The sequence below is a fragment of the Henriciella barbarensis genome (assembly GCF_003576345.1).
GTDB lineage: Bacteria > Pseudomonadota > Alphaproteobacteria > Caulobacterales > Hyphomonadaceae > Henriciella > Henriciella barbarensis.
This window is the reverse complement of the sequence record NZ_QWGB01000009.1, coordinates 188107-213512: the sequence shown is the minus strand read 5'-3', so window position 1 is coordinate 213512 and position 25406 is coordinate 188107. Positions and strand designations below refer to the sequence as shown.

The 25406-nt window shown below is 61.2% G+C and carries 25 protein-coding genes; 7 read left to right on the top strand and 18 right to left on the bottom strand.

The window, feature by feature from the left end; genetic code table 11:
• Positions 1 to 63: 63 nt before the first annotated feature.
• A protein-coding gene (locus D1224_RS14080; protein WP_119377970.1) for an IS3 family transposase occupies positions 64 to 1244 on the top strand; the annotation gives its coding sequence in 2 pieces (ribosomal slippage) (positions 64 to 313 and positions 313 to 1244; 1182 coding nt in all).
• A 347-nt stretch (positions 1245 to 1591) separates the two neighbouring features.
• Complete coding sequence (locus D1224_RS14070; protein WP_147372403.1) at positions 1592 to 2086, top strand: hypothetical protein; 495 nt, start codon at positions 1592 to 1594, stop codon at positions 2084 to 2086.
• A 215-nt stretch (positions 2087 to 2301) separates the two neighbouring features.
• Here D1224_RS14070 and arsB read toward each other — a convergent pair whose 3' ends face one another.
• Both arsB and D1224_RS14060 read right to left on the bottom strand, forming a co-directional pair.
• A complete protein-coding gene (gene arsB / locus D1224_RS14065; protein ID WP_119380586.1) occupies positions 2302 to 3327 on the bottom strand; it encodes an ACR3 family arsenite efflux transporter in 1026 nt (341 codons plus the stop codon).
• Between the two features lie 30 nt (positions 3328 to 3357).
• Complete coding sequence (locus D1224_RS14060; RefSeq protein ID WP_119380585.1) at positions 3358 to 3720, bottom strand: ArsR/SmtB family transcription factor; 363 nt, start codon at positions 3718 to 3720, stop codon at positions 3358 to 3360.
• A 148-nt stretch (positions 3721 to 3868) separates the two neighbouring features.
• On the opposite strand from D1224_RS14060, the gene D1224_RS14055 reads away from it, so the two are divergent.
• Positions 3869 to 4426 (top strand): DUF421 domain-containing protein, encoded by a 558-nt coding sequence (locus tag D1224_RS14055; RefSeq protein WP_119380584.1) that lies wholly within the window; start codon positions 3869 to 3871, stop codon positions 4424 to 4426.
• Here the strand turns inward: D1224_RS14055 and D1224_RS14050 are convergent.
• The 11 genes from D1224_RS14050 to dapB form a co-directional block, all read right to left on the bottom strand.
• Positions 4423 to 4917 carry a GNAT family N-acetyltransferase gene (locus D1224_RS14050; protein WP_119380583.1) on the bottom strand — a complete coding sequence of 165 codons (495 nt, stop codon included), beginning with the start codon at positions 4915 to 4917 and terminating at the stop codon, positions 4423 to 4425. The two genes, D1224_RS14055 and D1224_RS14050, sit on opposite strands and share 4 nt — an antisense overlap.
• A gap of 45 nt (positions 4918 to 4962) precedes the next feature.
• A complete protein-coding gene (locus D1224_RS14045; protein WP_119380582.1) occupies positions 4963 to 5934 on the bottom strand; it encodes an alpha/beta fold hydrolase in 972 nt (323 codons plus the stop codon).
• Positions 5935 to 5947: 13 nt separating this feature from the next.
• Positions 5948 to 6382, bottom strand: a complete 435-nt coding sequence (locus D1224_RS14040) for a PaaI family thioesterase (protein ID WP_119380605.1) — start codon at positions 6380 to 6382, stop codon at positions 5948 to 5950.
• A 42-nt stretch (positions 6383 to 6424) separates the two neighbouring features.
• Entirely contained in the window at positions 6425 to 7168 is a 744-nt protein-coding gene (locus D1224_RS14035) for a CPBP family intramembrane glutamic endopeptidase (protein ID WP_119380581.1), read from the bottom strand.
• Between the two features lie 9 nt (positions 7169 to 7177).
• A complete protein-coding gene (locus tag D1224_RS14030; RefSeq protein WP_119380580.1) occupies positions 7178 to 8533 on the bottom strand; it encodes an ABC1 kinase family protein in 1356 nt (451 codons plus the stop codon).
• Between the two features lie 257 nt (positions 8534 to 8790).
• Positions 8791 to 9261 carry a VOC family protein gene (locus D1224_RS14025; RefSeq protein WP_119380579.1) on the bottom strand — a complete coding sequence of 157 codons (471 nt, stop codon included), beginning with the start codon at positions 9259 to 9261 and terminating at the stop codon, positions 8791 to 8793.
• A complete protein-coding gene (locus D1224_RS14020; RefSeq protein WP_147372402.1) occupies positions 9258 to 9728 on the bottom strand; it encodes a hypothetical protein in 471 nt (156 codons plus the stop codon). Before D1224_RS14020 ends, D1224_RS14025 begins: the two co-directional genes overlap by 4 nt.
• A 50-nt stretch (positions 9729 to 9778) precedes the next feature.
• Positions 9779 to 10663, bottom strand: a complete 885-nt coding sequence (locus D1224_RS14015; RefSeq protein ID WP_119380577.1) for a methylated-DNA--[protein]-cysteine S-methyltransferase — start codon at positions 10661 to 10663, stop codon at positions 9779 to 9781.
• Positions 10664 to 10788: 125 nt separating this feature from the next.
• Positions 10789 to 12267 (bottom strand): sigma-54-dependent transcriptional regulator, encoded by a 1479-nt coding sequence (locus D1224_RS14010; RefSeq protein WP_119380576.1) that lies wholly within the window; start codon positions 12265 to 12267, stop codon positions 10789 to 10791.
• A 181-nt stretch (positions 12268 to 12448) separates the two neighbouring features.
• Positions 12449 to 13699, bottom strand: a complete 1251-nt coding sequence (locus D1224_RS14005; RefSeq protein WP_119380575.1) for an acetyl-CoA C-acetyltransferase — start codon at positions 13697 to 13699, stop codon at positions 12449 to 12451.
• Between the two features lie 104 nt (positions 13700 to 13803).
• Positions 13804 to 14601 carry a 4-hydroxy-tetrahydrodipicolinate reductase gene (gene dapB, locus D1224_RS14000; RefSeq protein ID WP_119380604.1) on the bottom strand — a complete coding sequence of 266 codons (798 nt, stop codon included), beginning with the start codon at positions 14599 to 14601 and terminating at the stop codon, positions 13804 to 13806.
• Between the two features lie 157 nt (positions 14602 to 14758).
• On the opposite strand from dapB, the gene D1224_RS13995 reads away from it, so the two are divergent.
• Positions 14759 to 15289, top strand: coding sequence for a hypothetical protein (locus tag D1224_RS13995; protein ID WP_119380574.1), 531 nt, complete (start codon positions 14759 to 14761; stop codon positions 15287 to 15289).
• Here the strand turns inward: D1224_RS13995 and D1224_RS13990 are convergent, their stop codons facing one another.
• A complete protein-coding gene (locus tag D1224_RS13990; protein ID WP_233350559.1) occupies positions 15290 to 16186 on the bottom strand; it encodes a peptidylprolyl isomerase in 897 nt (298 codons plus the stop codon). It lies immediately after the preceding gene.
• Between the two features lie 74 nt (positions 16187 to 16260).
• Here D1224_RS13990 and D1224_RS13985 point away from each other — a divergent pair, with 74 nt between their 5' ends.
• The gene (locus D1224_RS13985; RefSeq protein WP_119380572.1) at positions 16261 to 17121 is read left to right on the top strand and encodes a 50S ribosomal protein L11 methyltransferase; all 861 of its coding nucleotides are present in this window, start codon (positions 16261 to 16263) and stop codon (positions 17119 to 17121) included.
• A gap of 50 nt (positions 17122 to 17171) precedes the next feature.
• On the top strand, positions 17172 to 18986 hold the full coding sequence (locus D1224_RS13980; protein WP_119380571.1) for an aminopeptidase P family protein: 1815 nt from the start codon (positions 17172 to 17174) through the stop codon (positions 18984 to 18986).
• A 23-nt stretch (positions 18987 to 19009) separates the two neighbouring features.
• Here the strand turns inward: D1224_RS13980 and ligA are convergent, their stop codons facing one another.
• Genes ligA through D1224_RS13965 form a run of 3 tightly spaced genes read right to left on the bottom strand, consistent with a single transcriptional unit; the run spans position 19010 to position 23679 of the window.
• The gene (ligA, locus tag D1224_RS13975; protein ID WP_119380570.1) at positions 19010 to 21112 is read right to left on the bottom strand and encodes an NAD-dependent DNA ligase LigA; all 2103 of its coding nucleotides are present in this window, start codon (positions 21110 to 21112) and stop codon (positions 19010 to 19012) included.
• A complete protein-coding gene (gene recN, locus D1224_RS13970) occupies positions 21109 to 22809 on the bottom strand; it encodes a DNA repair protein RecN (protein ID WP_119380569.1) in 1701 nt (566 codons plus the stop codon). The genes ligA and recN overlap by 4 nt, the downstream gene beginning before the upstream one ends.
• Before the next feature lie 54 nt (positions 22810 to 22863).
• Positions 22864 to 23679: an outer membrane protein assembly factor BamD gene (locus D1224_RS13965; protein ID WP_119380568.1), complete on the bottom strand. Its 816-nt coding sequence runs from the start codon at positions 23677 to 23679 to the stop codon at positions 22864 to 22866.
• Between the two features lie 179 nt (positions 23680 to 23858).
• Here D1224_RS13965 and D1224_RS13960 point away from each other — a divergent pair, with 179 nt between their 5' ends.
• Positions 23859 to 24299 carry a helix-turn-helix domain-containing protein gene (locus D1224_RS13960; RefSeq protein ID WP_119380567.1) on the top strand — a complete coding sequence of 147 codons (441 nt, stop codon included), beginning with the start codon at positions 23859 to 23861 and terminating at the stop codon, positions 24297 to 24299.
• A 57-nt stretch (positions 24300 to 24356) separates the two neighbouring features.
• Here D1224_RS13960 and lpxC read toward each other — a convergent pair whose 3' ends face one another.
• A complete protein-coding gene (lpxC, locus tag D1224_RS13955; RefSeq protein ID WP_119380566.1) occupies positions 24357 to 25277 on the bottom strand; it encodes a UDP-3-O-acyl-N-acetylglucosamine deacetylase in 921 nt (306 codons plus the stop codon).
• Positions 25278 to 25406: the final 129 nt, after the last annotated feature.

Genomic DNA, 25406 nt, shown 5'->3' with positions numbered 1-25406 from the left:
TGACCCAGCCCCGTAATTTCCGGCCATGAATTTGCAGAGTCCTCGACACGAAGAGGATGACAGATGCGCAAATCACGATTTTCCGAAGAACAGATCATTGGGATGATCCGGGAGCACGAAGCTGGTGTGAAGACGGCCGATATCTGCCGCAAGTACGGCATCTCGGATGCGACCTTCTACAAGTACAAGGCGAAGTTCGGCGGCATGACGGTGTCGGACGCCCGGCGGTTGAAGACGCTGGAGGAGGAGAACTCGAAGCTGAAGCGCCTCCTGGCCGATGCCATGCTGGACAATGCCGCCCTGAAGGACCTGGCGACAAAAAACTTCTGACGCCCGATGCGAAGCGGAAGGCCGTGCACCACGTGATGGAAACGCATGGCCTGTCGGAGCGTCGGGCCTGCCTGCTGGCCGATCTCGATCGGTCCACCTTCCAGTATGAGAAACGCGATGGCGGTGACGAGAAGCTGCGCCAGAGGCTACGGGAGCTGGCTGGTGAACGCCGCCGGTTCGGCTATCGCAGGCTCGGCATCCTGCTGGACCGCGAGGGCCTCAGTGCCAATCACAAGAAGATCTACCGCATCTATGCCGAGGAGGGGTTGGCCGTGAAACGACGACGCGGGCGAAAGCGGGCGACAGGCACGCGTTCGCCCATGCTCCTGCCGGAACAGGCGAATGAGCGATGGAGCCTGGACTTCGTGTCGGATGCCCTCAGCGATGGCCGCCGGTTCCGCACGCTCTGTGTTGTCGACGACTTCTCCCGGGAAGCCCTGGCTGTGGTCGTCGATGTCTCCTTGTCCGGCGTGCGGGTCGCGAGGGAGCTGTCCCGCCTCATCGCCCAGCGGGGCGCTCCGAAGATGATCGTCTCCGACAATGGCACTGAGCTCACCAGTCATGCGATCCTGAAATGGGTCCGCGAGGTCGGCATCGAGTGGCATTACATCGCGCCGGGAAAGCCGACACAGAATGCCTTCGTCGAAAGCTTCAACGGCCGGCTGCGCGACGAGTGCCTGAACGAGCATCTCTTCGACAGTCTCGGTGACGCCCGGCGCATCATCGAAGCCTGGCGGATCGATTACAACACGACACGGCCGCACACCGCACTCGGCGGACTTGCTCCGTTGACCTATGCCGCTCAGCACCGCAGACACCGGCCCGGCTCGCTTGAGCGTCGCGGTGGCTCCGCTCGCCGGGCCTTGACCTCAAACCAACCAACAGAAAGAAAGGCGAACAGACTCTCCGAATGAACGGCCCGGATCACGGGGCTGGGTCAGTTTTTAAACCCCGATAATTCTGAAAGCCGATTAAGAACGTTCGACACCGTAGCTAAGCTTTATCGCCTTCGTTCTGCGGCGGTACATAATGGAAAACTGTCAAAGAAAAACGAAAAGGAATTGGGACTGGGATCTAAGGAACTTCACGTGTTCGATGAATTGTGTCGCGATGCAATATTGAGGCTTCTCGATTGCGAATTTTGGCCGGATTGGAAGAAAGTAATTCTTGGCTTTGCGGCAGGCGGCGTAATCGACGAGAAAGCTCAGCCTGTGCAGGTCTAACATCCCCCTCCCCGCGCGCCCGTCCATAACGCTGCCGCATGGAGCTGAGCTGGGCGATCATATGGAGCTGTCTGATGGGGGTGCCGGTGCGGCACTGGCGGACGCTGTTTCATTATCTGGGCCGGCTGAGCGCCACTTTTGACGAAGCGAGGGCGGACGGCCGCAGCTGGGTGAACTGGCATGTGCGCGAGGATGGCGTCATCTGGGTCTCGGCATGGGAACTGACAGAGGCCGAGCAGGCCCAGCGCGCCGCGCTGCCCGCCGCCTATACCCCCGCCCCCTGGACACGCCCCGCCTTGCAGCTTGAGCCTGCCTGGACCGCGCTCACCCTATGCACCGCGCCTACACCGCCGCTGCACCAGGGGCACACCGCCCTCACACCAGAGCGACACCCCACCAAAACCACCGCCCGCGCCCCGCCGATCAATAGTGATCCGCTCATCCCGGCGAAGGCCGGGATCTCGTGCAACAAAGTCGGACCCACCCCGCACTCCCCCAACGGAGCCTGCGGGCGCTTGTGCTGTGTGGAGTAGGAGGCGGGCGTATTCCCCTCTCCTTGGGGAGAGGGTGCGGAGGAAGAAGCATCGCACTGCGATGCGCCGGAGCACGGGGTGAGGGGAAGCAGAAGCCGTATCAGAAACTGAAGCCGCAGCGATACTCCCGACCAATCACTGCCACCCGCAGCACTTGATGAGAGGCAGCCCCCCCTCATCCCCGGCCCTTCTCCCGAGGGAGAAGGGAGAAGGCATCAGCCCTCCTCTACAAAAGCCCCCCGCGTCCGGTTCGCAAACGCCACGAGAGACAGCATCACCGGCACCTCCACCAGCACACCAACAACAGTTGCGAGCGCCGCACCTGAATTTAGCCCGAACAGAGAGATCGCCACAGCCACGGCCAGTTCAAAGAAGTTCGACGTCCCGATCAGCGCGCAGGGCGCGGCCACATTGTGCGGGACTTTCAGCGCATAGGCCGCGCCATAGGCGAGCGCGAACATGCCATAGGACTGGATAAAGATCGGCACGGCGATCAGCGCGATGACCAGCGGCTGGGAGAGGATCACCTCGCCCTGAAACCCGAAGAGGAGGACCACGGTCAGAAGCAAGCCGAGCACCGAGGCGGGCTTTACCCGCTCGATGAAGCCTTCGACGGCCGCCTCTCCGCCCCGCGCCTTCAGCATCTGGCGCACCGCGATCCCCGCCACCAGCGGCACGACGACATAGAGTGCGACCGAGAGCAGCAGCGTTTCCCACGGCACGATGATGTCGGTCATCCCGAGCAGCAGCGCTACGATGGGCGCGAAGGCGACGACCATGATCGCGTCATTCACGCTGACCTGGACGAGGGTGTAGTTCGGGTCGCCGCGCGTCAGCTGTGACCAGATGAAGACCATCGCCGTACAGGGCGCCGCACCGAGCAGGATCAGTCCTGCGATATAGCCCTCCGCATCCGCTTCGGGGATCAGCCCGGCAAAGACATAACGAAAAAAGACCACCCCCAGCGCGGCCATGGTAAAAGGCTTGATGAGCCAGTTCACCACCAGCGTGATGAGGAGGCCTTTCGGCTTTTCCCCCACCCGGGCGAGCGAGGAGAAGTCCACCCCGATCATCATCGGCCAGACCATCGCCCAGATGAGGATGGCGACCGCAAAGTTCACATTGGCATATTCAAAGCCCGCCAGCGCACCGAATGCGCCGGGCAAGACCTGTCCCAGACCAATGCTCACCACGATGGCCAGGGCGACCCAGACTGAAAGATAGCGTTCAAACGCGCCCATGAGATTTCCCCGTCGGTCTGGTGTGGCGTATTATGAGCTGGTCGAGCTTGTCGGCGCACAACAGAGCGCGCGGTCCGCAGCGGCCTGTACACTGATGGCGACGCAGGGCTCTCCCGCGCAGCAATCTTCCAGCAGGTAGACGATGAGGTCGCTGACCTGGTCGAAACAGGCCGAATAGATGATAGAGCGCCCTTCGCGGCGGCTCTCGATCAGGCCCGCCTGCTGGAGCAGGTTCAGCTGGGCCGAGAGCGTGTTTGGCGCCCTGCCAACGCGCTCAGCGATGAGGCCGGCGGCGAGCCCGTCCGGACCTGCCTTTACAAGCAGCCGGAACACCTCCAGCCGCCCTTCCTGGGACAGCGCGGCAAAGGCCGTGAGTGCAGTCGTTGAATCCATATTTCAATAATCGCTGAACTATCGAACCACATCAAGCCCGGCCCGTCACCTCGTCCCGAGTTGGTGGCATAGGAAACAAGAGAGAGCCGGGAACGGTGCGCCTGCCCATCCATTCAGGATAGAACGCAATTTGACCGGAGCCGCTCCCATGGATCCAATTCTCCTCGATCAGCAGAGTGATCTCGCGCGCGTTCTGATCTCTGCGCCGATCATGTACATCACCATCGTGCTCGCCATCCGCCTGTCCGGCAAGCGCGCGACGTCGCAGATGAACAATTTCGACTGGATCGTGACGGTGGCGATCGGCTCGCTCGTCGGCTCCGGCATCGTGCTGAAGGGCGTAACCGTCATCGAGTCGGTCGCGGCCATCGTGATGCTGCTCATCCTTCAGTGGGTCCTGACCAAGTCAGTCCTGCACAGCAAGTCCCTTTCGAAGATCGTCAAGGCAAAGCCAGTCGTCCTGCTCGACAGGGGCGTCTTCCTTGAAGAGGCCATGCGGCGTGAGCGCGTGACAAAGCGCGAAGTCATGTCAGCCATCCGCCAGAACGGCCTCGTCGACCCCGATCAGGTCCAGTGGGTCATCCTGGAGACGAATGCCTCCTTCAGCGTCATCGCGAAGGGCGCCAACCAGGATCACATCAGCGCGCTCGAAGATGTCGACGGTATCGATGCCGTCCCGCAAGTGGGACGGGCCCAGACGTCCTAGATCGCCGTTACGAGGCCTTCGAGCAGGCTCGCGTCTCCGGCGAGGTCGCGCACCATGACGCGAGACTGGTCCTGCGGGCCGGGGAAGGTGAGGCGCCCGCGCGGCGTCACCTCAAAGCCGATCCGGCTGAAATAGGCTGGCGCGCCGATTAGGACGGCCGCAGGCCAGCCAGCCGCCTTGCCAGCCTCAAGCGCTGCTTCGGTAAGCTGAAGGCCAAGCTCTGAGCCTCGCCATGCCGGTGAGACGGCCACTGGGCCATAGAACAGCGCCTTGTCGCCCCGCGCGCCGACCTTGAGCGGCCAGACCCGGCAGACGCCCACGACCGTATCGCGGTCAACCACGGCCACCCGGTTGATCTCTGGCAGGGTTCTGGAATATTCGCGCAGCCGCTCTGCGGTCTTGGCGAAGTGGCCAGGCCCGAAGGTGCGGTCGAACAGGTCTTCAATCGCCTCGGCGTGGCGGGCGGGCGTTTCGGGGAGGAGCTCGATCATTTCGCGGGTGTGTAGGGGGCAAGGCCAGCGCTTGCAAACGCCAAATCAGCGGCGCCCCGGCCACCCCGCAAGCAGACCGCGGATTGAAGAGACGAAGGCAAGCGGCTGGTCCAGCATCACATGATGATAGGCTTCGGGCACCGTGATCATCGGCACAGGCGGATCCTGAAGCGAGCACATATAGTCTGCCACCCGGTCTGGCACGAGCTCGGATAGCCCGCCCCGCATGAAGACGATCGGACAGCGCGTCTCCAGTCCTGTCAGGTCGACATCATTCCACTCATCCATCAGCGAGTTGAAGATGAAAGGATCGAATTTCCAGGAATAGCCTTCTTCGCCATCCTCACCCTTCATGGTCGTGATACTGTGACGGGCGATGTAATCTACGATGTAATGGTTGTCGCAAGGCTGCGGTGGGGCGAGCCGGAAGCGGGCCAGAGCGTCATTGAAGCTAGCATAGATGCGGTTGGCCCGCGTGCGGCGCGGCGGTCGCGGCCGCTCATCGCCCGGCGGCTCAAGGTGGCTATCGACAATCACCGCGCCGGCAAACTTTTCGCCGCCTTCGGATATGGTCGTATTGAGCGAAATGATTCCGCCAAAGCTGTGCGAGACGATGATCGGCTTCTCAGCATGATTGAAAAGGCCTGCATGCTCGCTCACCGCGAGTTGCTCACGGTTGAAGACAGGGAAACTGTACGCGTCACGCCATTCACTGTCGCCCATGCCCGAAAAGGTCGGTGCGACGACATAATAGTCGGTTGTAAGGAAGGGCGCGATAAAGTCCCACCAGCGGCTATGAGCACCATTTCCGTGGGCAAGTAACAGGCCGGGCTTCGAGGTGTCGCCCCAGCATCGATAGGCAATCTTCGCGCCATCGACTTCAACACTGGACTCGCTGGCTTCCTGCGCGATGGCCCAGTTGAACCAGTCCGGCGCAGGCGGTTTCTCACCGTCATACCGTGCAAGCGGCATCTCGTCAGCGCCCAAAGTCTTGTTGGGAAAATTGCCGTCACTCATGGAAATTACAGCCTCATCCGCGCCGCTCGATGACCTTGAAGATACCGCTACCGGTGAGGAGCGTCCGATCGCCTGTCCAGATGCGGCCCTCGACGGTGTAGACACTGGCTTCTTCGGCCACGATGGTCGCCTTGCCTTCAACAAATTCGCCATGCTTCGCGCCTGACAGAAAGTCGCAAAGAAGGCGTATGGTGACCCACCAGCTATCCTCGTCGCTTTCGACGGCTGCACCCCAGGCCATGTCGGCAAAGGTCATCAGCATGCCGCCATGGGCGTTCATCATTCCATTTGTGTGATGTTCTTCCACACGGAAGGCGCGGGTGATCCCGTCTGGGCCCCGCTTCTCGAAAAGCGGGCCGATCTGTCGGCCAAAGCCCCTGTGCCATGGCAGGAGCTGGTAGCCTTCGGGAAGATCGAATGTCTGGGAACGGTCTAGATCGTCTGTCATTTCGAATGCGGTGTGCAGCAAGCCGCTTCGCTCAACAAGTCCTCACCCAGCGGGAGGCGCGAGGCTGGCCAGAAAGGTGATCATGCTATTCGCCGCGATATGCGCGAGGATTGGCACAAGCATGGAGCCGCTCTTCAGCCGGAGCCAGGCGAACCCCATACCCGCAACAAACACAACGATGAGCGCGGGGATGCTGTATTGAAGGTGTAGGAAGGTGAAGGCGGCGGAAGAAAGGGCCATAGCCATAAAAGGTGGAACGCCGCGAACGACTAGCGCGCCGAGTGCCACACCGCGAAATGTGACTTCTTCAAGGATCGGCGCCAGCAGGAGAGCGAAGACCAGGTAGGCGATGCCCCAATTCTCGCGCGCAAAGAAGCTGGTATCGACGTCTCGGGAGTATTCCCATCCCTGCTCCCCGCCTGCCAGCAGCGCCGCGATGAGGTTCGGCGCGATCAGGATGACCGGGCCGAGCAGGATCGAGGCGACGATCCAGTTCTGCGATGCGCGCATTGAGCCGGCGAAAGCCCCGGCGCCCATACGCTCACTCCAGATACTCAGGATTGCGAAATGGACGAGATGGATGGCGGCGAGCGCTGTCCAGAGGAGACCAATTGCTTCCGTAGTTCTATCGGTTCCGTTGATGACCTGGTTGAAGCCCGGCCAGGCGAGGCCGATCAGAAAGGCGCCGAGCACTGGGAACAGGAAAGGGGCGCAGAGCGTCCAGAACGCAGCCGTGAACGGCTCACGGCCCAGAGCTTCGGGCGTGTTGTAGGGCTTCGATTCCATCTTTCCGGCCTAGACCGTAAGACCTGCCTTGGAAAGCGCTTCGGTCTGGCGGGCTGCGACCGCGTCTTCACTGAACCCTTCAAGACTTTCCTCAAACAGGCGGTGGTAATTCACTTCGGCGCCGAGCCGGATATAGGCCGCGCCAAGGCCGATTGCGGCGCGGTCCATGAAAACGAACTCGCGCGGAATGGTCACTGGACCTGCTTCTTTCAGGCGCTTGCGCACCTCAAAGGCCTGTTTACGGCCATACTCACCCGGCGCAACACCGTCGGCGACGCTGCGCACCCGGTCTTCCAGAAGCGGGCCATAGATGAACTTCGCCCAGATATTCAGGATCTCGACGAGGTCCTTGTTGAGGTTCTTGAAGCCCCACTTCTGATAGGCCGCATAGGTCGCGTCGAAATCATCGGCCCGGATCGCACGGTAAAGGTCGACAACGCCGCCGACGAAATTCGGCGGGAAAATACGGATGCAGCCGAAGTCGAGCAGGTTGAGGCCCTCGCCGTCATTGGTGACCTGATAATTGCCAAGGTGCGGGTCGCCATGGATCACGGCGTATCGAAGCATGGGCAGCCACCACGTCCAGTAGAGGCGCTTGGCGATGCCGTTACGCACCTCCTGCGGGGCATCCTGCCAGGCATTCAGCGGATCGCCGGTGACCCATTCCATGGTCAAGAGACGATCAGTGGAGAGCTCATCCACAGGCTGGGGGATATGGACGAAATCTTTCTCCTCCAGCATATGCCGATAGAGGTTCATCGCCTTGCGCTCGCGCTTATAGTCGAGCTCTTCGCGCAGGCGGTCGGAGATTTCTACCACGATCTCTTCAGGATCGATGGAGCCGTCGAGGCGGCGGAACATGCCAAGCAGGCTCTTAAGCTGGCCAACATCGCTTTCAACGGCGCTTGCCATGTCCGGATATTGGAGCTTGCAGGCAACCTCGCGCCCATCCGGCAGGGTGGCCCGATGAACCTGTCCCAATGATGCAGCATGCGCCGCTTCCTGGCCGAACTCGGAAAATTTGTCCTGCCAGTCCGGCCCAAGTTCTGCGCGCATCCGGCGCCGGACGAAGGCCCAGCCCATGGGCGGGGCCTGCGCCTGAAGCTGGGATAGCTCGTCGGCATATTCCTGCGGCAGGAAATCAGGAATGGTCGACAGGATCTGCGCGACCTTCATCAGCGGCCCCTTGGTCTTGCCAAGGGCAGAGGCGAGCGCGCGGGCGGTGCGCTCATCGCCTTCGTCACCGCCGAAAATCCGGTTCGTCGCGAAAGCGACACCCGCGCCAGACAGGTTGGAGCCGACCTGCGCGGTCCGCCTCAGCCGGGCGCTGAACCTGTTTCTCTCTTTGTCTCTATCGTCTGCCATATCGGCGATTTAAGCGGGCTTTCGATCGCGGCAACTGCGGCGCATTAGCAAATGGAAAGGCGCAAGCCCTCATCCCAAGCGTCACCCTCGACCGCGGCACGCGGGCTGAGGGTCCAGCTTGTGGCCGTAAATAGGGCGCGCCGGGAAATTGTGGGAGATGGACTCTCAGATAAGCCTTGGGGCTCATCGAGAGTGACGCACGATCGGGATGCGCCTCTTTATTGGCTGCGCGCAGCATATGCTGCGCGGCGCGTTGCCTACCAGGTGCCGATATTCTCGGCGCTAGCCCAAGGCTCTTTCGGTGGCAGGGCGTCACCCTTCTGCAGAAGCTCTACCGAAATTCCGTCTGGCGAGCGCACGAAGCACATACGGCCATCGCGCGGCGGACGATTGATCGTCACACCGATCTCCTGAAAGCGTTCGGTCGCCGCGTATATGTCGTCCACCTTGTAAGCGAGGTGACCGAAATTGCGGCCGCCTTCCAGCTCTTCAGGATCCCAGTTGTGCGTAAGCTCGATCATCGGAAGGCCCGGTGGAAGCCCCGTTTCATTCGGGTCCGGCTTGTGACGAGCGATGTCTTCCGGGGAGGCAAGGAAGACGAGCGTGAAGCGGCCTGCCTCATTATCGACCCGGCGAAGTTCCTTGAGGCCGAGGCCGTCGCAGAAGAATTTCAGCGCCGCATCAACGTCGCTGATCCGGATCATCGTATGGAGATATTCGACACTCATTCGTCATTTCCTTCGAGGCGGCGGATTTCAGATTTCAATGATGGCGGAGCATTTCGATAATAGTGCGAGGTGACCGCATACAGGAACAGCACGGTAACGCCCATGACGAACATGAAGGTCATGAAGACATTGAACATGTAACCGCGCTCCAACGGGCCGGGGGCGGCACCGCTTAGACGCCACATGAAGTCCCACAGATTATTGAACCCCATAATGAGGAGCGGCAGCGCAAGGAGACTCACCAGCGCGGCGCCCCAGCGATAGGAGGCGGCAAGCGGCGCTTCGGTGCGGATGAAGATTTCCTGGAAGTCTTCCTGCGAGACGCGGTCGGAAAGAAGTTTTTTCTCCCGCATCGATTCATAGACAGCTTTGGAGAAGGTCGGCAGCTCACGCCACTTCATCAATATCCAGATTCCCCACAGCCCGAGAGCGACGAACATCATCGCGTAAAATGTAAGGTATCCCATATCTCTTCCACTACCGGGTGCCGTGCCCGCCGCCAGGCCTTCGAGAGACCTCAGGCGGCGTGTGCGCGCTCAAATGTCAGCATGGCGCGCTTTCGCGCCACACCCCAATGGTAATTATGTAACCGCCCATCTGACGCAAGGGCGCGATGGCAGGGAATAAGCCACGATATTGTGTTCGCTCCAATGGCAGTGCCTGCCGCCCGCGCCGCCTTAGGCTTTCCTGCGGCGGTAGCGACTTCGCCATAGGTTCGGGTCTCGCCCGGCGGAATATCGAGAAGCGCCCGCCAGATCTGGCGCCGGAAGGGCGTGCCATAGAGTGCAACAGGGACAGGCTCCGTGCCCTCGAAGATACGGGTCGCCCAGCGCGCCGCCTCACCATTGTCTTCACGAACCGAAGCGTTGGGGTAGCGGCTGGCGAAATCCTGCTTCACCGCCGTTTTGCCATAACCCGGGTGTTCGAACCCTGACTTCATCTCAGCGCCATCATCGGCAAAGCCAAGCCCGCAAAGTCCGCGCCGGGAGATAACGAGCACAGCCGTGCCGAATGGCGTTTCCGCCTCTCCCATGACAAGGTCAGCGCCCTGCCCGCCCGTCTTCGCTTCGCCGGGCGTCAGACCCTCATGCGCGATGAACAGATCATGCAGGCGGGACGGGCCAGACAGGCCCGTTTCATACGACGTGTCCAGAAGGCTTGCGCCCTCGCGCAGAAGGTCACCCGCCGCCGCATGGGCAAGGGCAGCCTGATACTGTTTCGGGCTGATGCCGGCCCAGCGGGTAAACTCGCGCTGGAAATGGTGCGGCGACAGACCGACGGCACGCGCGCACTCAGCGAGATCGGGCCAGTCGCGCCAGGTATCTCCAAGGTGAGATAGCGCTTCGGCCATGCGCGCATAGGCGACCGAGCGCTCCGAGAGAGAGAAGGCAGTGTTCGTCATGCCGCAGAGTTTGCCGTGCGCGGCTGGAAGCTTCCACCCGTTTCTTGCGCCTCGGCCACAGCGCCGAACCAAAAAGGCCCCGCCGTTGGCGAGGCCTTGATCGAATTTCGTTAGCGGGCTCGGCGCTAGCCAGCCTTGCGGCTTTCCTCGCCGTCAAGCTCATACTCGCGGATCTTGCGGTAGAGCGTCGAGCGGCCAATCCCGAGACGGCGACTGACTTCGGACATGTGGCCCTGATAGAAGTCGATCGCGTATTCGATGATGTCGCGTTCGATATCAGTCAGCGGGCGAAGCTCGCCTTCCTCATCCTTGATCGTGACCGGGCTGGAGGGCGCAGCCATTACTTCAGCAACGCGCTCGCTCTCTACGGCGGGCAGGTCATTGGCTGGCGCTGCGCGCTTTGGCACCGGCGGCAGGTCCACCATTTCGGGCATGATGCCGGAAATCTGCGGGAAGTCGTGCGGCTGAAGCGTATCGCCTTCGCAGAGGATGACGGCGCGGAAGACGGCGTTCTCCAGCTGGCGCACATTGCCCGGCCAGTCGAAGGCGCACAGCATCTGCAGCGTTTCCTCGCTCGCGGTTTCCACGTCACGGTTCTCCGACGCATTGAAGCGCGAGATGAAGTGGCTGACGAGAGCGGGAATGTCCTCGCGGCGCGCACGCAATGACGGCACGTCGACCGGGAACACGTTGAGACGGTAATAAAGATCTTCGCGGAAGTTTCCGGCCTTTACCTGCTCGGCAAGGTCGCGGTTGGTTGCAGAGACGATGCGCACATCGACCTTGGTCGGACGGCGCGAGCCGACAGCGTCGACCTCTCCTTCCTGAAGGGCACGCAAGAGTTTTACCTGCATGTCGAGTGGAAGCTCACCGATCTCATCAAGGAAGAGCGTGCCGCCATCTGCCTCGACGAACTTGCCGAGGGATTTGGAGACCGCACCCGTAAATGCGCCCTTCTCATGGCCAAAGAGAATGCTCTCGACCAGGTTTTCAGGGATGGCGCCGCAGTTGACGGTAACGAATGGTTTGCCAGCCCGGTCGGAAGCGCCCTGGATACAGCGGGCGATCACTTCCTTACCCACACCGCTTTCACCAAGGATTAGAACGGGAATATCAGAGCTTGCCGCGCGCTGGCCGAGGCGGACGACCTGGCGCATGGCAGGGGCATCAGCGATCATGTCTTCAAAGCTCATCCCGCCTTCGGTCTTGCGGGTCAGGCGTTTCACTTCGCCGGTCAGCGAGGACATTTTCAGGGCATTGCGGATTGAAACGACGACACGTTCAGGATTGGCAGGCTTGACGACGAAGTCGACGGCACCGGCGCGCATGGCGGTCACAATCGTGTCGATACCAGACGTCGCCGTTAGCATGATAACTGGAACGTCAGGGATACGCTCACCGAGCCGTTCCAGCGTTTCCATTCCCGACAGTCCCGGCATGGTCAGATCGAGAAGAATGACGTCTGCGCCAGCTTCGGTCGCGGTGGTGAAACCGGTTTCGCCATCCGGGGCGGTCCGGCAGGCAAAGCCGGCCTTTTCCACAGCGGCCTGGATCAGCCTGCGCTGGGTTGGATCGTCATCGATGACCAGAACCGTCTTCGCCATGTCACATCACTCCTGAAAGCCTGTTCGACCTCTGTTGGGTCATTTTGCTACGGCCCGATATGGCACACAGGTATGAGGTTATGGTTCAGTCGATGTTTCAAATTTCAAACAAATGAAAACCCCGCCCCGGACGAGCCGGGACGGGGTCTTGGATTTTTGAGGCGAGGCTTCGCCTGGAGACTTAGGCGTCGAGACGCTCGATAATGATGGCAGGGGCCATACCGCCAGCGGCACACATGGTGACGAGGCCGTACTTGCCGCCGGAGCGCTCAAGCTCATCGAGCGCGGTGCCGATCAGGATCGAACCGGTCGCGCCAATCGGGTGACCGAGCGCCATTGCGCCGCCATTGATGTTGACCTTTTCGCGGTCGAGCTTGAGGTCGCGGATGAACTTCTCTGCAACGACAGAGAAAGCTTCGTTGATCTCGTAGACGTCGATATCATCGGTCGTCATGCCGGCCTTTTCGAGGACCTTCTTCGCAGCAGCGACCGGTGCGTTGAGCATCAGGGTCGGGCAGTCGCCCATATTCGCGGTTGCGACGATACGAGCGCGCGGCTTGAGGCCGTTCTTGTCTGCATAGTCCTTAGAGGTGACGAGAATGGCAGCTGCGCCATCCACAACACCCGAAGAGTTACCGGCATGGTGGACGTGCTGAACGTTGCCTGCAATCTGCGGGTACTTCTTCTCGATCATGTTGCCATAGGTCGTGCCCTTGTCGTCAACAGGGATGTCCCAGAACATGTTGAAGACGGTCTTGAGGCCAGACAGGCTCTCCATCGTGGTGCCCGGACGCGGGAATTCGTCCTTGTCGAGCGCCAGCGAGCCATCGCGGTTGTGGACAGGAACCACTGACTTGTCGAAACGGCCTTCGTCCATCGCCTTCTTGGCGCGCTCTTGCGAGACGACAGCCAGCTGGTCGACGGCTTCGCGGTCGATGCCTTCGAGGGTCGCGATGGCGTCAGCACAGCAGCCCTGCTGGGACTGTGGGTGCATTTCGCGAAGGTGAAGGTTGCCAGCGTCCATCATTGGCGGGTTCTTCGGGTCCGCGGTGGAGGCGGTGTAGCTCATCATCTCACAGCCGCCTGCGATGACGCAGTCTTCCATTCCGGACATGATCTGTGCTGCTGCAAGCGAGACGGTGGTGATGCCCGAGCCGCAGAAGCGGTCGAGGGTCACGCCGGATGCCTTGACGTCGAAGCCTGCGTCAAGAGCCGCCATGCGGCCCATGTCAGCACCCTGTGCGCCGCGCTGTGAGCTCGTGCCCCAGATGATGTCGTCGACCGTGGACGTGTCGAGATTGTTGCGATCACGGATCGCGCCGAGAACGGTCGCGCCGAGATGCTGTGGGTGAAGGTGGGCGAGCGAACCCTTGCCAACCTTGCCAATGCCGCGCGGCGTGCGGACCGCGTCGATGATGTATGCTTCAGCCATAAATTCCTCCCGAACGTGCTGAATTGGACCGGATGGGGAAAGCTAATCCCCTTTCCGTCAACGGAAGGCAATCTCTGCCCCAGCGTCAAAGACTGAAAGGAAGCCTACAGGCCGAGAACGTCGTTCATATCATAGAGGCCAGCAGGCTGGCGAAGCGCCCAGCGCGCCGCTGCGAGAGCCCCGTGCGCAAAGACCGACCGGTCCAGCGCGGAATGGGCGAGCGTGATGACTTCCTTCTCCGAGCCAAAGGTCACCTCATGCTCGCCGATGACACCGCCGGAGCGGCGAACCGAGAAACCGATCTTTCCACCTTCCCGCGCGGCATCCGGTCCGTCATAGGGGGCCTGGCGGAGGGTCTTGAGGTCAGCGCCCCTTCCTGCTGCGGCTGCATCACCCAGCATGAGCGCCGTGCCGGATGGCGCATCGACCTTACGCCGGTGATGGGTTTCAAGGATCTCGATATCCCAGTCTTCGCCAAGGCTTTCGGCGGCCCGCTTCGTCAGCGCACAGAGCAGATTGACCCCCAGCGAGAAATTGCCCGCCTTCACGATGGCGATCTCTCCCGCGGCTTCAGTGATCTCGGCTTCCTGCGCCGCATCGAAGCCTGTCGTGCCAATCACTACAGCTTTCACGCCCGCTGATTTGAGGTGTTTGAGCGCCTCCAGCGTGGCGCCCGGGCGAGTGAAATCGATCCAGACGTCAGCGCCGCTTGCGGCTTGCGCCACATCAGATTGCGGCTGGACGTCATCGGGCGCGCCGTGGACGAGCTTTGAGAGCGGGGCGCCGAGGGCGTCACTTCCCGGCGCTTCGCTGGCACCTGTCAGCGTGTGACCTGCCTCAACAGCTGCAGAGGCGAGCTGCTGGCCCATGCGCCCTGCAACGCCGGCGATTGCGAGTTTCATCGTTCCTGTCATGTGTCGTCCTTAGCGCCTTTCCGCCCTTCCTGAACAGACCTGCCCGCACGCTAAAATTGCGAGGCTTTACGATTTTGAGTTGCGACGCGGATTTCTGTGTTAACCTTCTGTTTACCCACAGAAGCTGCAGCAGGAAGGATTCCGTATGCGCACCAAACTCTTCATTGGCGGGGCGCTCGCGGCCCTATTTGCCCTTCCCGCAGCCGCCGACGGTTATGTCTATACTGCGCCCTCAACCAGTCATGGCTACGTGACAAGCCATACGAATACGACCTCCCCGTGCGCGGTGACGAGCTGCTGCTGTGGCCATCAGGTCGTGCGGACCTACAGAACCGCGCCTGTCGTGCGCCGCTATGTGCAGACCTATACGCGGGTTGCCCCGCCAATCTGCACGGCGACCAGCCATGTCGGCCATGATCATGCCCACCACACCTACAGCCATACCGGCGCGCGGACTTATTCCAGCACCCGCACAGTCACCGGCTACAGCCAGGGCAGCAGCTATTCAGGTAGCGCCTATGCCACCAGCGACGGTTATGCCTATGGCGATGCGTATTACGATGACGGCTATTATGAGGGCGACGCCTATTACGAGCCTTACCCGGCCCCGTCCGCCGGCTACGCAGCCGAGCTCAGCCACGACCGCGAAGATCCGTGGAACGGCTATCGGCGCTGATCAATCGGCAGCGGCGACACGCTCTGCTGGCGTGTTGAAGCTGCAGATATCCAGCACTTCTGGCGGCTTTCTGTAGAAGAACGCGCTGTCACGCACGCGCAGGCCGCGCTTGTGCTCAGCGAAAGGTTCGCCCTCGCTAGTCATCGTCCGCCAGACAGGGCGCTGGTCTTCCGGCATGTCCGCCACGATGGTGAGGCCGAGGATTTCCTCGCCCTGCTCCGGCGCCTGGATCACACCATTGGAGATGGCCCGGTCACCGCGCTTGAAGGCCTGGACGTGCTCCATTCCGTCGATGACACGGCCAAAGACGGTCAGGTTGCGGTCAAGATAGCGCTGGGCATCAAGGACGATGTAGATTTCCGTGCCGCCTGAATCCGGGTCGTTGTTGCGTGCCAGTGCGACGGCGCCCGGACAATGGAGCAGCCATTCCTGACCGAGCGCCTCATCCCGGCCAACAGGAAAGCCGCCGATGTGGCCGACCTCGGCTGCGAACAGGTCGTCATTGCCGAGGGGCACAAACCCCTCGCCGCCATAGGGCCGGTCATTCTCATTTTTGAGCGGGCCCCAGCGCAGGATCTGCATATCGTCGAACAAGCCGCCTTGCGCCACGAACCCTTCGATGACTCGGTAGAAATGCTCGCCTTCATACTCACCGGAAGCAGCAAGCTCTCGCATGCGCTCGGCATGGCGCGGCGCGAAGTCCGGATTGAGCTCGACGACGATCGGGCCCTTACCCGTTTCGATCATCATCAGGTTTTCGGGGGCGATGGTGCGCCAGCCAGGTTCTGCGGTTTCCGGTGCTGCTTCGGGCGCAACGTCCTGAGCACTGGCCCCGCCTATTGTGGCCGCACCGATCATCGCCAGTCCCGCGAGTGCGCGTTTCAAAGATTGTTTCATGCCCCAGCCTTTCCCGAAATCTGCTGAGTGGGACCCTACCCCCTTCCTGCGCGCTCTGCTATGGGCGGGCCGTCATGTATCAGATTTCTGCAAAAGGCCCGCGCGAGGCCATCGAACCTGCCTGGGATGCCCTGGCCTGGACGGATCCGTCACCAGCAGGCGCCGTCGACGCCAAGGAGGATGGCCGCCATGCCTGGCGCCTCGACGCCTATTGCGAAACAGCCGAAGAAGCAGATGCCTGCAAGGCCATTGTCGAAGAGGTCTCGCCGCAGCTCAACGTCGTCATCGAAGCACTGGAAGACCGCGACTGGGTGACCCTGTCGCTGGAAGGCCTGCCACCGGTTGAAGCTGGCCGCTTCATCGTCGCGGGCAGCCACGTGCTGGCGAAATCTGCGCCCGGCAAGACGCCGATCCTGATCGAAGCGGGCCCCGCCTTCGGCACCGGCCATCACGGTACGACGCTTGGCTGCCTCATCGGGCTGGAACATGTCCTGCGCAGTGCGCGCCCACAGAAAGTGCTGGATATCGGGACCGGGTCCGGCCTTCTGGCCATTGCCGCGATCAAGACAGGCTCAAAGCGCGCCTGGGGCACCGAGATCGACACGGACAGTGTGCGCGTCGCGAATGAAAACGCGGCCAAGAACCATGTCGCCAACGCCTTCAAGACGTTTGAGACCGGCGGCGGCATGAACACGACCATCCGCAAGGATGCGCCCTGTGACCTCGTCTTTGCGAACATCCTGTTCCGTCCGCTGGTCGGTCTCGCGCCAGAGATCGAACGCCTGACGGCACCGGGTGGTCACATCATCCTGTCAGGCCTGCTGTCACCGCAGGAACCGCTGGTGCGCAAGGCCTATGGCAATCGCGGCCTCGCCCTGGTGAAGCGTGTGCGCCGCGATGGATGGTCGAGCCTCGTCTTCCGAAAGGCGGACTAGGGCGCAGACTCCACCTTCCGTAGCGGACGTATTCGCACTAGATTTCGTCCATGAGACAGAATTTTGATGTGAAAGGTGGCCCACAGCTTGGCCGCCAGAACCTGCCGCTCCTGCGCGCTGCGATGAATGCGCAGGGCCTCGACGGCTTCTACATCCCGCATGAGGATGAGTTCCAGAACGAGTACCTGCCAGCCTGTAATGACAGGCTGACCTGGGCGACCGGTTTTACCGGCTCTGCCGGTGCAGCCATGGTGTTTCAGGACACTGCTGTCATTTTTGCCGATGGACGCTACACGCTGCAGGTTCGCGACCAGACTGATCGCGACTTTCTTGAAATCAGCAGCCTGCCCGCCCCCGGCCCGTTTGGCTGGTTGGCTGGGCAGACGCGCAAGGGCGAGACACTCGGCTATGACGCACGGCTGATGACGCCGAATGACCTCGCCATTCTAGAGGAAAGCGCGAAGAAAGCAGGCGTCACGCTGAAAGCGGTTGACGCCAACCCGATCGACGAAGCGTGGGAAGACCGCCCGGCGGAACCGACAGAACAGGTTGTGCCGCATTCGGTTAGCCATGCGGGCGAAGAGGCCGACGACAAGCGCGGGCGGATCGCAGCCGCGCTGAAGGAAGACGACGCGGACGCCGCCATCATCACCTCACCAGCTTCGGTGGCGTGGGCGTTCAATATTCGCGGCGGCGATGTCGCCTGCTCTCCGCTGCCTCTGTCGCGCGCCATCCTGAAAGCCGATGGCACCGCTGACCTGTTCCTCGACCCGCGCAAGGCCAACAACAAGCTGCGCGAGCATCTTGGCAACAAGGTTCGTCTGCGTCCGATGGAAGACGTTGAACCGGCACTTGCAGAACTCTCTGGCCAGACGGTCAGCCTCGACCCGGCGCTTGCTTCTGCCTGGTTCTTTGGAGAGCTGGAGAAAGCGGGCGCGAACATCCTGCGCGAGCGTGACCCCGTTCTGCTGCCCAAGGCCTGCAAGAACGCGACAGAGATCGCCGGGACTGAAGCCGCACATATCCGCGATGGCGCTGCGCTGACGCGCTTCCTGCACTGGCTGGACACCGATGCGCAGTCTGGCGAGGCGACGGAAATCGACGCGGCGCTGAAGCTGGAAAGCTTCCGAGAGCAGCTGGGCGACCTGAATGACCTGTCCTTTGAGACGATTTCAGGCGCAGGCCCAAATGGTGCCCTCCCCCATTACCGCGTCTCTTCTGCTTCCAACCGCAAGCTGGAGCGTGGCTCGCTATACCTCGTCGATAGTGGGGGCCAGTATCTGGACGGTACGACCGATGTGACGCGGACCGTGCCGATAGGTACGCCATCAGCGGACATGCGCCGTCATTATACGCTGGTGCTGAAGGGTCATATCGCGCTTGCCGATGTGCGCTTTCCGGAAGGCACCACCGGCACGCATCTAGATGCGCTGGCGCGGCATCCACTCTGGCAGGCAGGCCTCGATTACGACCACGGCACCGGCCATGGCGTCGGCGTTTATCTTGGCGTGCATGAAGGTCCGCAGCGAATCGCCAAGCCCTGGAACAGCGTCGCGCTGCGCCCCGGCATGATCGTTTCGAACGAACCGGGCTTCTACCGCGAAGGCCAGTACGGCATCCGGATCGAGAATTTGCAATATGTGACCGAGCCTGCCGGCATTGAGGGCGGCGAGCGCAAGATGCTGGGCTTTGAAAACCTGACCTGGGCGCCGCTGTCGCGCGATCTCATCGATCTCGACCTGCTAAGCCCGGCAGAGCTTGCCTGGGTCAACCGCTACCACAACGACGTGCTGGCCAAAATCGGACCGCTCGTCGAGGGCGAGGTTCTGGACTGGCTGAACGCGCAGTGTGCACCGCTCGGCTAAGGCGGCGCTAGTACTCGACCTGACTAAAGGCCGGCGAGCTCGAGCCAGTCATCCTCGCTGATGACCCGGACACCGAGTTCTTCGGCCTTTTTCAGTTTAGAGCCGGCCCCCGGCCCGGCGACGAGAATATCGGTCTTGCCGGACACCGAGCCTGACACTTTGGCCCCTAGAGCCGTCGCCCTCGATTTTGCTTCGTCACGCGTCATCTTTTCGAGTGTGCCGGTGAAGACGATGGTCTTGCCGGAAACGGCGCTGTCACTGGCTGCGGCTTCTGCCGGTTCGATCTCGATTTCGGCCAGAAGGCCTGCGAGCATCTCCTGATTGTGGCTCTCTGCGGCGAAATCCTTGAGGCTCGTGATCGCGGTCTGGCCGATACCATCGATCGATAGGAGGTCAGCCTCGGCGGAGGCGTCACCGCCTGCAGCCGTTTCGATCACCTGCCAGAAGCTATCCCAATCGAGGTAATGACGTGCGAGCAGGCCGGACGTGATCTCGCCTACATGGCGGATGCCGAGCCCGTTCAGAAAACGCTGGAAAGGCGGCTTGCGGCGTGCATCAATGGCATCAAAGAGGTTCTGCGCTGACGTATTACCGAACCCTTCCCAATCCTTCAGGGGCGGCAGGCCTTCTTCTGCAAGGCGTTGGGCGAGGCGGAAGATATCCTGCGGCCCCTTCACGGCGCCTTTCGAATAGAAGAGCTCCACCTGTTTAGCGCCGAGGCCATCGATATCGAGCGCCTTGCGGGAGACGAAATGCTTGAGCCGTTCGACCGCCTGTGCCGGGCAGGTAAGCCCGCCCGTACAGCGGCGGCGAACGTCTTCTTCGCCCTTATCGTCAATTTCGCGGACGGCAGCTGAGCCGCACTCAGGGCAGGTTTCCGGAAACTCGTAGGACGGGGCCCGGTCTTTGTCCGGGTCGACCACGCCGAGCACTTGCGGGATGACATCCCCTGCCCTCTGGATCTCGACCATGTCGCCGGGGCGCACGTCCAGACGGGCAATCTCATCCTCATTGTGGAGCGTGGCGTTCGAGACGACGACACCGCCAACCGTGACAGGGGTCAGGCGCGCAACAGGCGTCAGCGTACCCGTACGGCCGACCTGAATTTCGATGGCTTCGAGCCTCGTGACGGCGCGCTCTGCCGGAAATTTATGCGCGATGGCCCATCGCGGAAAGCGCGAGACGTAGCCGAGCCGTTCCTGCCAGTCGAGGCGGTCGACCTTGTAGACGACCCCGTCGATATCATAGCCAAGCATGGCACGGCGTTCGGCCATGTTTGCATACGCGCCGAGAAGGCCTTTGACGTCCTGATAGGGCTTGAACAGATCATTTGTGACGAAGCCCCAGTCCTGCAGCATCGCGACAGCGTCTGTCTGCGTGTCTGCAAACTTTTGAGACGCTTCACCCCAGGCATAAGCGAAGAAGCGTAATGGGCGCGAACGGGTGATCGCGACATCAAGCTGGCGAAGGCTGCCCGCAGCCGCATTGCGCGGGTTGGCAAACACCTTCTTTCCGACCGCTTCCTGCGACGTGTTGAGCGCCTCGAAGGCTTTGCCCTCCATATAGACCTCACCGCGAATCTCGATTCGTGATGGCCAGCCGGCGCCGCCAAGTTTCGCCGGGATATCGTCTATCGTTCTGGCGTTGGCCGTAACGTCCTCGCCAACCTGACCATTGCCTCGTGTCGCGGCGCGAACAAGCTCTCCGTCCTCATAGGTGAGGTTCAGCGAAAGACCATCGATCTTGGGCTCGGCTGTGATTGTGAGCGCTTCGCCCGCTTCGAGGCCAAGGAATCGACGGATGCGTGCGGCAAATTCCTCCACATCCTCATCTGAGAACGCATTGTCGAGCGACAGCATGGGGATCCCATGCTCAACCTTACTGAAAGCTTCGGAGACTTCCACGCCCACACGGTCGCTGGGACTGTCCTTGCGTTTCAGATGCGGGAAAGCCGCCTCAACGTCGCTGTTGCGCTGGCGGAGAGCATCGTATTCAGCATCACTCAGATGCGGATCGTCCTGCTTGTAGTAGGCCGCGTCCGCCAGCCTTATTTCGGTGGCAAGCCGGGCAAGTTCCCGGCGGGCTTCAGCTTCCGAAAGGTCTTCTGGCGGTTTCTGCGTGCTCATACATCTTCAAGGAGCCTCGTTGCTGCGGCCCTTGCCTCCTCGGTCACCTTGCTGCCTGAGAGCATGCGGGCAATTTCCTCATGTCTCTGGCTGGCATCTAGACCGGTGAGGTGGGTTTCGCCAAGGCCGTTCCCCTTCACGCCCTTCTTGGTTACCAACCACTGGTTCGACGCCGATGCAGCAACCTGTGGACTATGGGTAATGGCGAAGACCTGTCGGCTGTCAGCAAGGCGGGCAAGGCGCTCGCCAATGGCCGCCGCCACGGCGCCGCCGACACCCTGGTCTGCCTCATCGAAGACAAGAACAGGTACCTGCGTGCTCTCGGCAAGGACGCACTGAAGCGCCAATGAGAAGCGCGCAAGTTCACCGCCGGACGCGATCTGGCGAAGCGGACCAAAACCAGCGCCCGGATTGGTCTCAACCTCAAACTCTGCCTTCTCGCGGCCTGCACGTCCTGACTGGCTCTCCGAAATCTCGTCAAACCGCACCTTCACCCTCGTTCGCTCAAGCTTGAGCGGCTTCAACTCAGCTGCAATGGATGTCTCCAGACGTTTGGCCGCGGCTTTGCGGGCCTTGGTCAGGCGGTCAGCCGCCGTGCGCCAGCGCGCTGCTGCTGCCTGTTCCTCAGACCGCGCCTTCTTCAACGAACCGTCGGGCGCGTCGCACAGGTCCAGCTTCTGGCGGGTCTCCTGCCAGAAGGCTGGCAGCTCATTGGCATCAACGCTGTATTTGCGCGCAGCTGCGCGGAGAGCGACAATGCGTTGTTCGACCCGCTCGATCGCGTCCGGATCGCGCACCGCTGCAAGACCAAGACTTTCCAGCGCGGCACTTGCTTCGCCAGCCTCTATGAGCGCGCGGTCGAGCGCTTCGGCAGCCGCGCGGGCCGCCCTGGAAAGATCACTTTCCATTGAATCGAGCCCGTCGATCCGCAGAATACGTTCAGCCGAGCGGCTGGCCTGGGCAAGGACGGCTTCAACGTCGCCAGCCTGAAATGTCTCAAACGCCTCGGTTGCGGATTCTGCGATCTTTTCCGATTGCATGAGAATGCCGCGTTCAGCGCTCAGGCGGTCGAACTCGCCCTGCTCAGGTGAGAGCGTGTCGAGAGCCTCGACTGTCTCGGCCAGCCAGGCGTGTTCCTCTTCGGCCTCGGCCAGCTTCGCCTCCAGTGCCTCGCGTGCATCACGCGCGGTCTCATAATCGTCCCAGCTCTGCGCACAGGCCTCGATCAGGTCCTCATTGCCTGCATAGGTATCGAGCAGCGCGCGGTGATTGGCTGGCTTCATCAACGTCGAGGCCGAATGCTGGCCGTGAATTTCGACGAGAAGTTCACCCAGCTGGGAAAGAAGCCCCGCACTGACCGGCTGGTCGTTCACAAAGGCACGCGCCGGTCCCTTGGCGGACAGGATACGCTTGAGTGTCAGTGTTTCCTCAGCTGAGCCTTCAACGCCGGCCTCTGAAAGGATTGGCCAGACGGGACTGTCAGCTTCCAGCGCAAACTCCGCCAGAATACTCGCCTGGTCTGCGCCCTTGCGCACCAGCTTCTTCGACGCCGCGCCACCGAGCACGAGCCCGAGCGCGTCGAGGATGATGGATTTACCCGCACCGGTTTCCCCGGTCAGGGCGGTGAAGCCATCGGCCGACTCTATATCGAGACGCTCGATGAGCAGGAAGGATCGAATCGAGAGCGCAGTGATCATACGCCCTGGATATCATCAGAACAAAGAGAGAACAAGACGGTTCTCGTTGCGTTCTTACCAGGGTGTGATCCGACCCAGCCAGCCTTCGCTGCTGGCTTGCTGCTGCGCACCACCCCCGCCACCTTCAACGAGGCCGTAGCTGGCGCGGTACCAGTCACTCTCTGGATAGTTGTACTGCAGCACGGATGCGGCAGCGACAGCTTCGCCGCGGAGACCGAGGGAGAGATAGGCCTCAACGAGACGGTGCAGCGCTTCAGGCGTGTGTGTCGTCGTGTCGTAATCGTCGACCACTTTCTTGAAGCGGTTCACGGCAGCCAGATGCTGGTTGCGGCGGAGGTACCAACGGCCGATTTCCATTTCCTTGCCCGCCAGCTGGTCGCTGACCATGTCGAGCTTCAGCTGCGCGTCGCGCGCATAATCGGTGTTCGGGAAACGGCGCACGACATCGTTCAGTGCGTCACGTGCCAGTTCGGTCGTGCGCTGGTCACGGCCAACATCGACGATCTGCTGGAAGTAGCTGAGCGCAATCAGGTGATAGGCGTAAGGCGCCCCTTCACCGGCGGGGTTGAGCGACAAATAGCGCTGGGCCGTGCCGATGGCATCGTCATAGCGGCGTGAGCGATAGGACGCATAGGCTGCCATGAGCGTGGAACGGCGCGCCCATTCCGAATAAGGGTGCTGGCGCTCAACCTCGTTGAACAGCTCGATGGCGCTGATGTAATCGCTATCGTCCATTTCATCAGCGGCAGCGTTGTAGAGCGCCTCCACTGGCCGTTCGACATAGGCAAGCTCACGGGCCTGCCGGTTCGAACTACACGCGGCTAGGACCAAGGTCATGATTGCGACGGAGCCGACAAGCGAAAGCTTCATAACAGATACCGGGTTCTCAACAGACTTTGCCGCACTTTGCCGCTGGCGCACAGCTTGTAAAGTCATTGCCTACATGAACAGCCAGGTGAATTTCCAGTTATTATGGTGTATGAGCGCAAATCGATCTATATCGACACCAGTACGAGCGATTTCGTGCCGCTGCCTAAAAGGCAAATTTTATGACGCAGGGACTATCAGATTTTACCGCATCGGATGTCGACTCGCTGGTGGGCGAGCGAATCCGTAAACGGCGGATCCTGGCAGGGCTGACCCAGGACCAGCTTGGCGAAGCGCTTGGCGTCTCTTATCAACAGATCCAGAAATACGAGACAGGCGCAAACCGCGTCAGCGCCGGACGCCTCTACCTGCTTGCAGAAAGGCTCAACATATCGCCGGGCTGGTTCTTTGAAGGTCTTGCTGACATTGACGCGCAATCTGGCGACGAACTTGATGCGTCATCACGGTTCGCGATTGAGTGCGTGCGTAGCCTGACGCGCATTCGGGACGAGAAGGTGCGTGCCTCAATCCTCAACATGGTGCGCGCGCTGGCGGATTCAGAAGAGGCGAGTGAAGCTAAATCGAACGGTCACTCCGACCAAGCGCGACCGCGCGCCGACTAGGCGTTTTTCGTTTCAGGAAGCAGCATTTTGGCCGCAAGCGCGACCGGGTCGCGGGCCTTAACGGGCCGCTGAAGCTCTCGTGGCTGTTTCCACTTCGACGTCTGCCTCGTCAGTTTCCCAGCACCAGGCGTCTGGCGCATCAATAAGCGCACGAACCAGCTTGTTGTTGAGTGCGTGACCGGGCTGGCGGGCTTCATAGACGCCCGCAATGGGCGCCCCGGCCAGCATCAGATCGCCAACTGCATCCAGAATCTTGTGGCGCACGAATTCATCGCTGGACCGCAGACCCTCAGGATTGACGATCGAGTCGCCATCAAGAACCACTGCATTGTCGAGTGAACCGCCGCGAGCAAGGCCCATTGATTTCAGCTTTTCGACATCCTGTGCGAAACCGAATGTCCGGGCGAAAGCGATATCGCGCGCGAACATGCCCGGCAGCATGCGCAGCGACATTTTCTGGGTACCAATCGCACGGCTTTCAAACTCGATCTTCGCGTGGATCGACAGATAGTTATCGGCTGATGGGCTAAGACGGGCGGTCTTGATGCCATCGCTTACTTCAACGTCTTCAAGAACGCGGATGCGGCGGCGCAGTGCACGCTGCTCGCGCAGGCCAGCTGCCATCATCAGTTCGCAATAAACCGATGACGACCCATCCATGATCGGCACTTCAGGGCCGTCGATCTCTATGATGAGATTATCAACGCCGACGCCAGCGCAGGCGGCCAGCAGGTGCTCAACTGTTGCAACAGATTCGCCCGCTTCGTTGGTAAGGGTCGTGCCAAGCTGGACTTCGGTCACGAAATCACCGCGGGCGATGATGTCCTGGCACCCTTCAATATCCATCCGGCGGAAGCGGATACCGGTTCCTGCGGCTGCCGGTTTCATCACGATACGCGCACGCGCGCCGGAATGAACACCGACGCCAGCACACACGACAGGATGGCTGATAGTTTGCTGATACTGAACGCGGCTCATGAAGACCTCATCTCTCAGGGTCCTATGAAGGCGATCGGGCGCAAAGATTCAAAACAAGGAATATGTCGCAATATTACAAAAAAACAGGGCGCTCCCAATGGAAGCGCCCTGTCATGTTCTGTTAGCTTT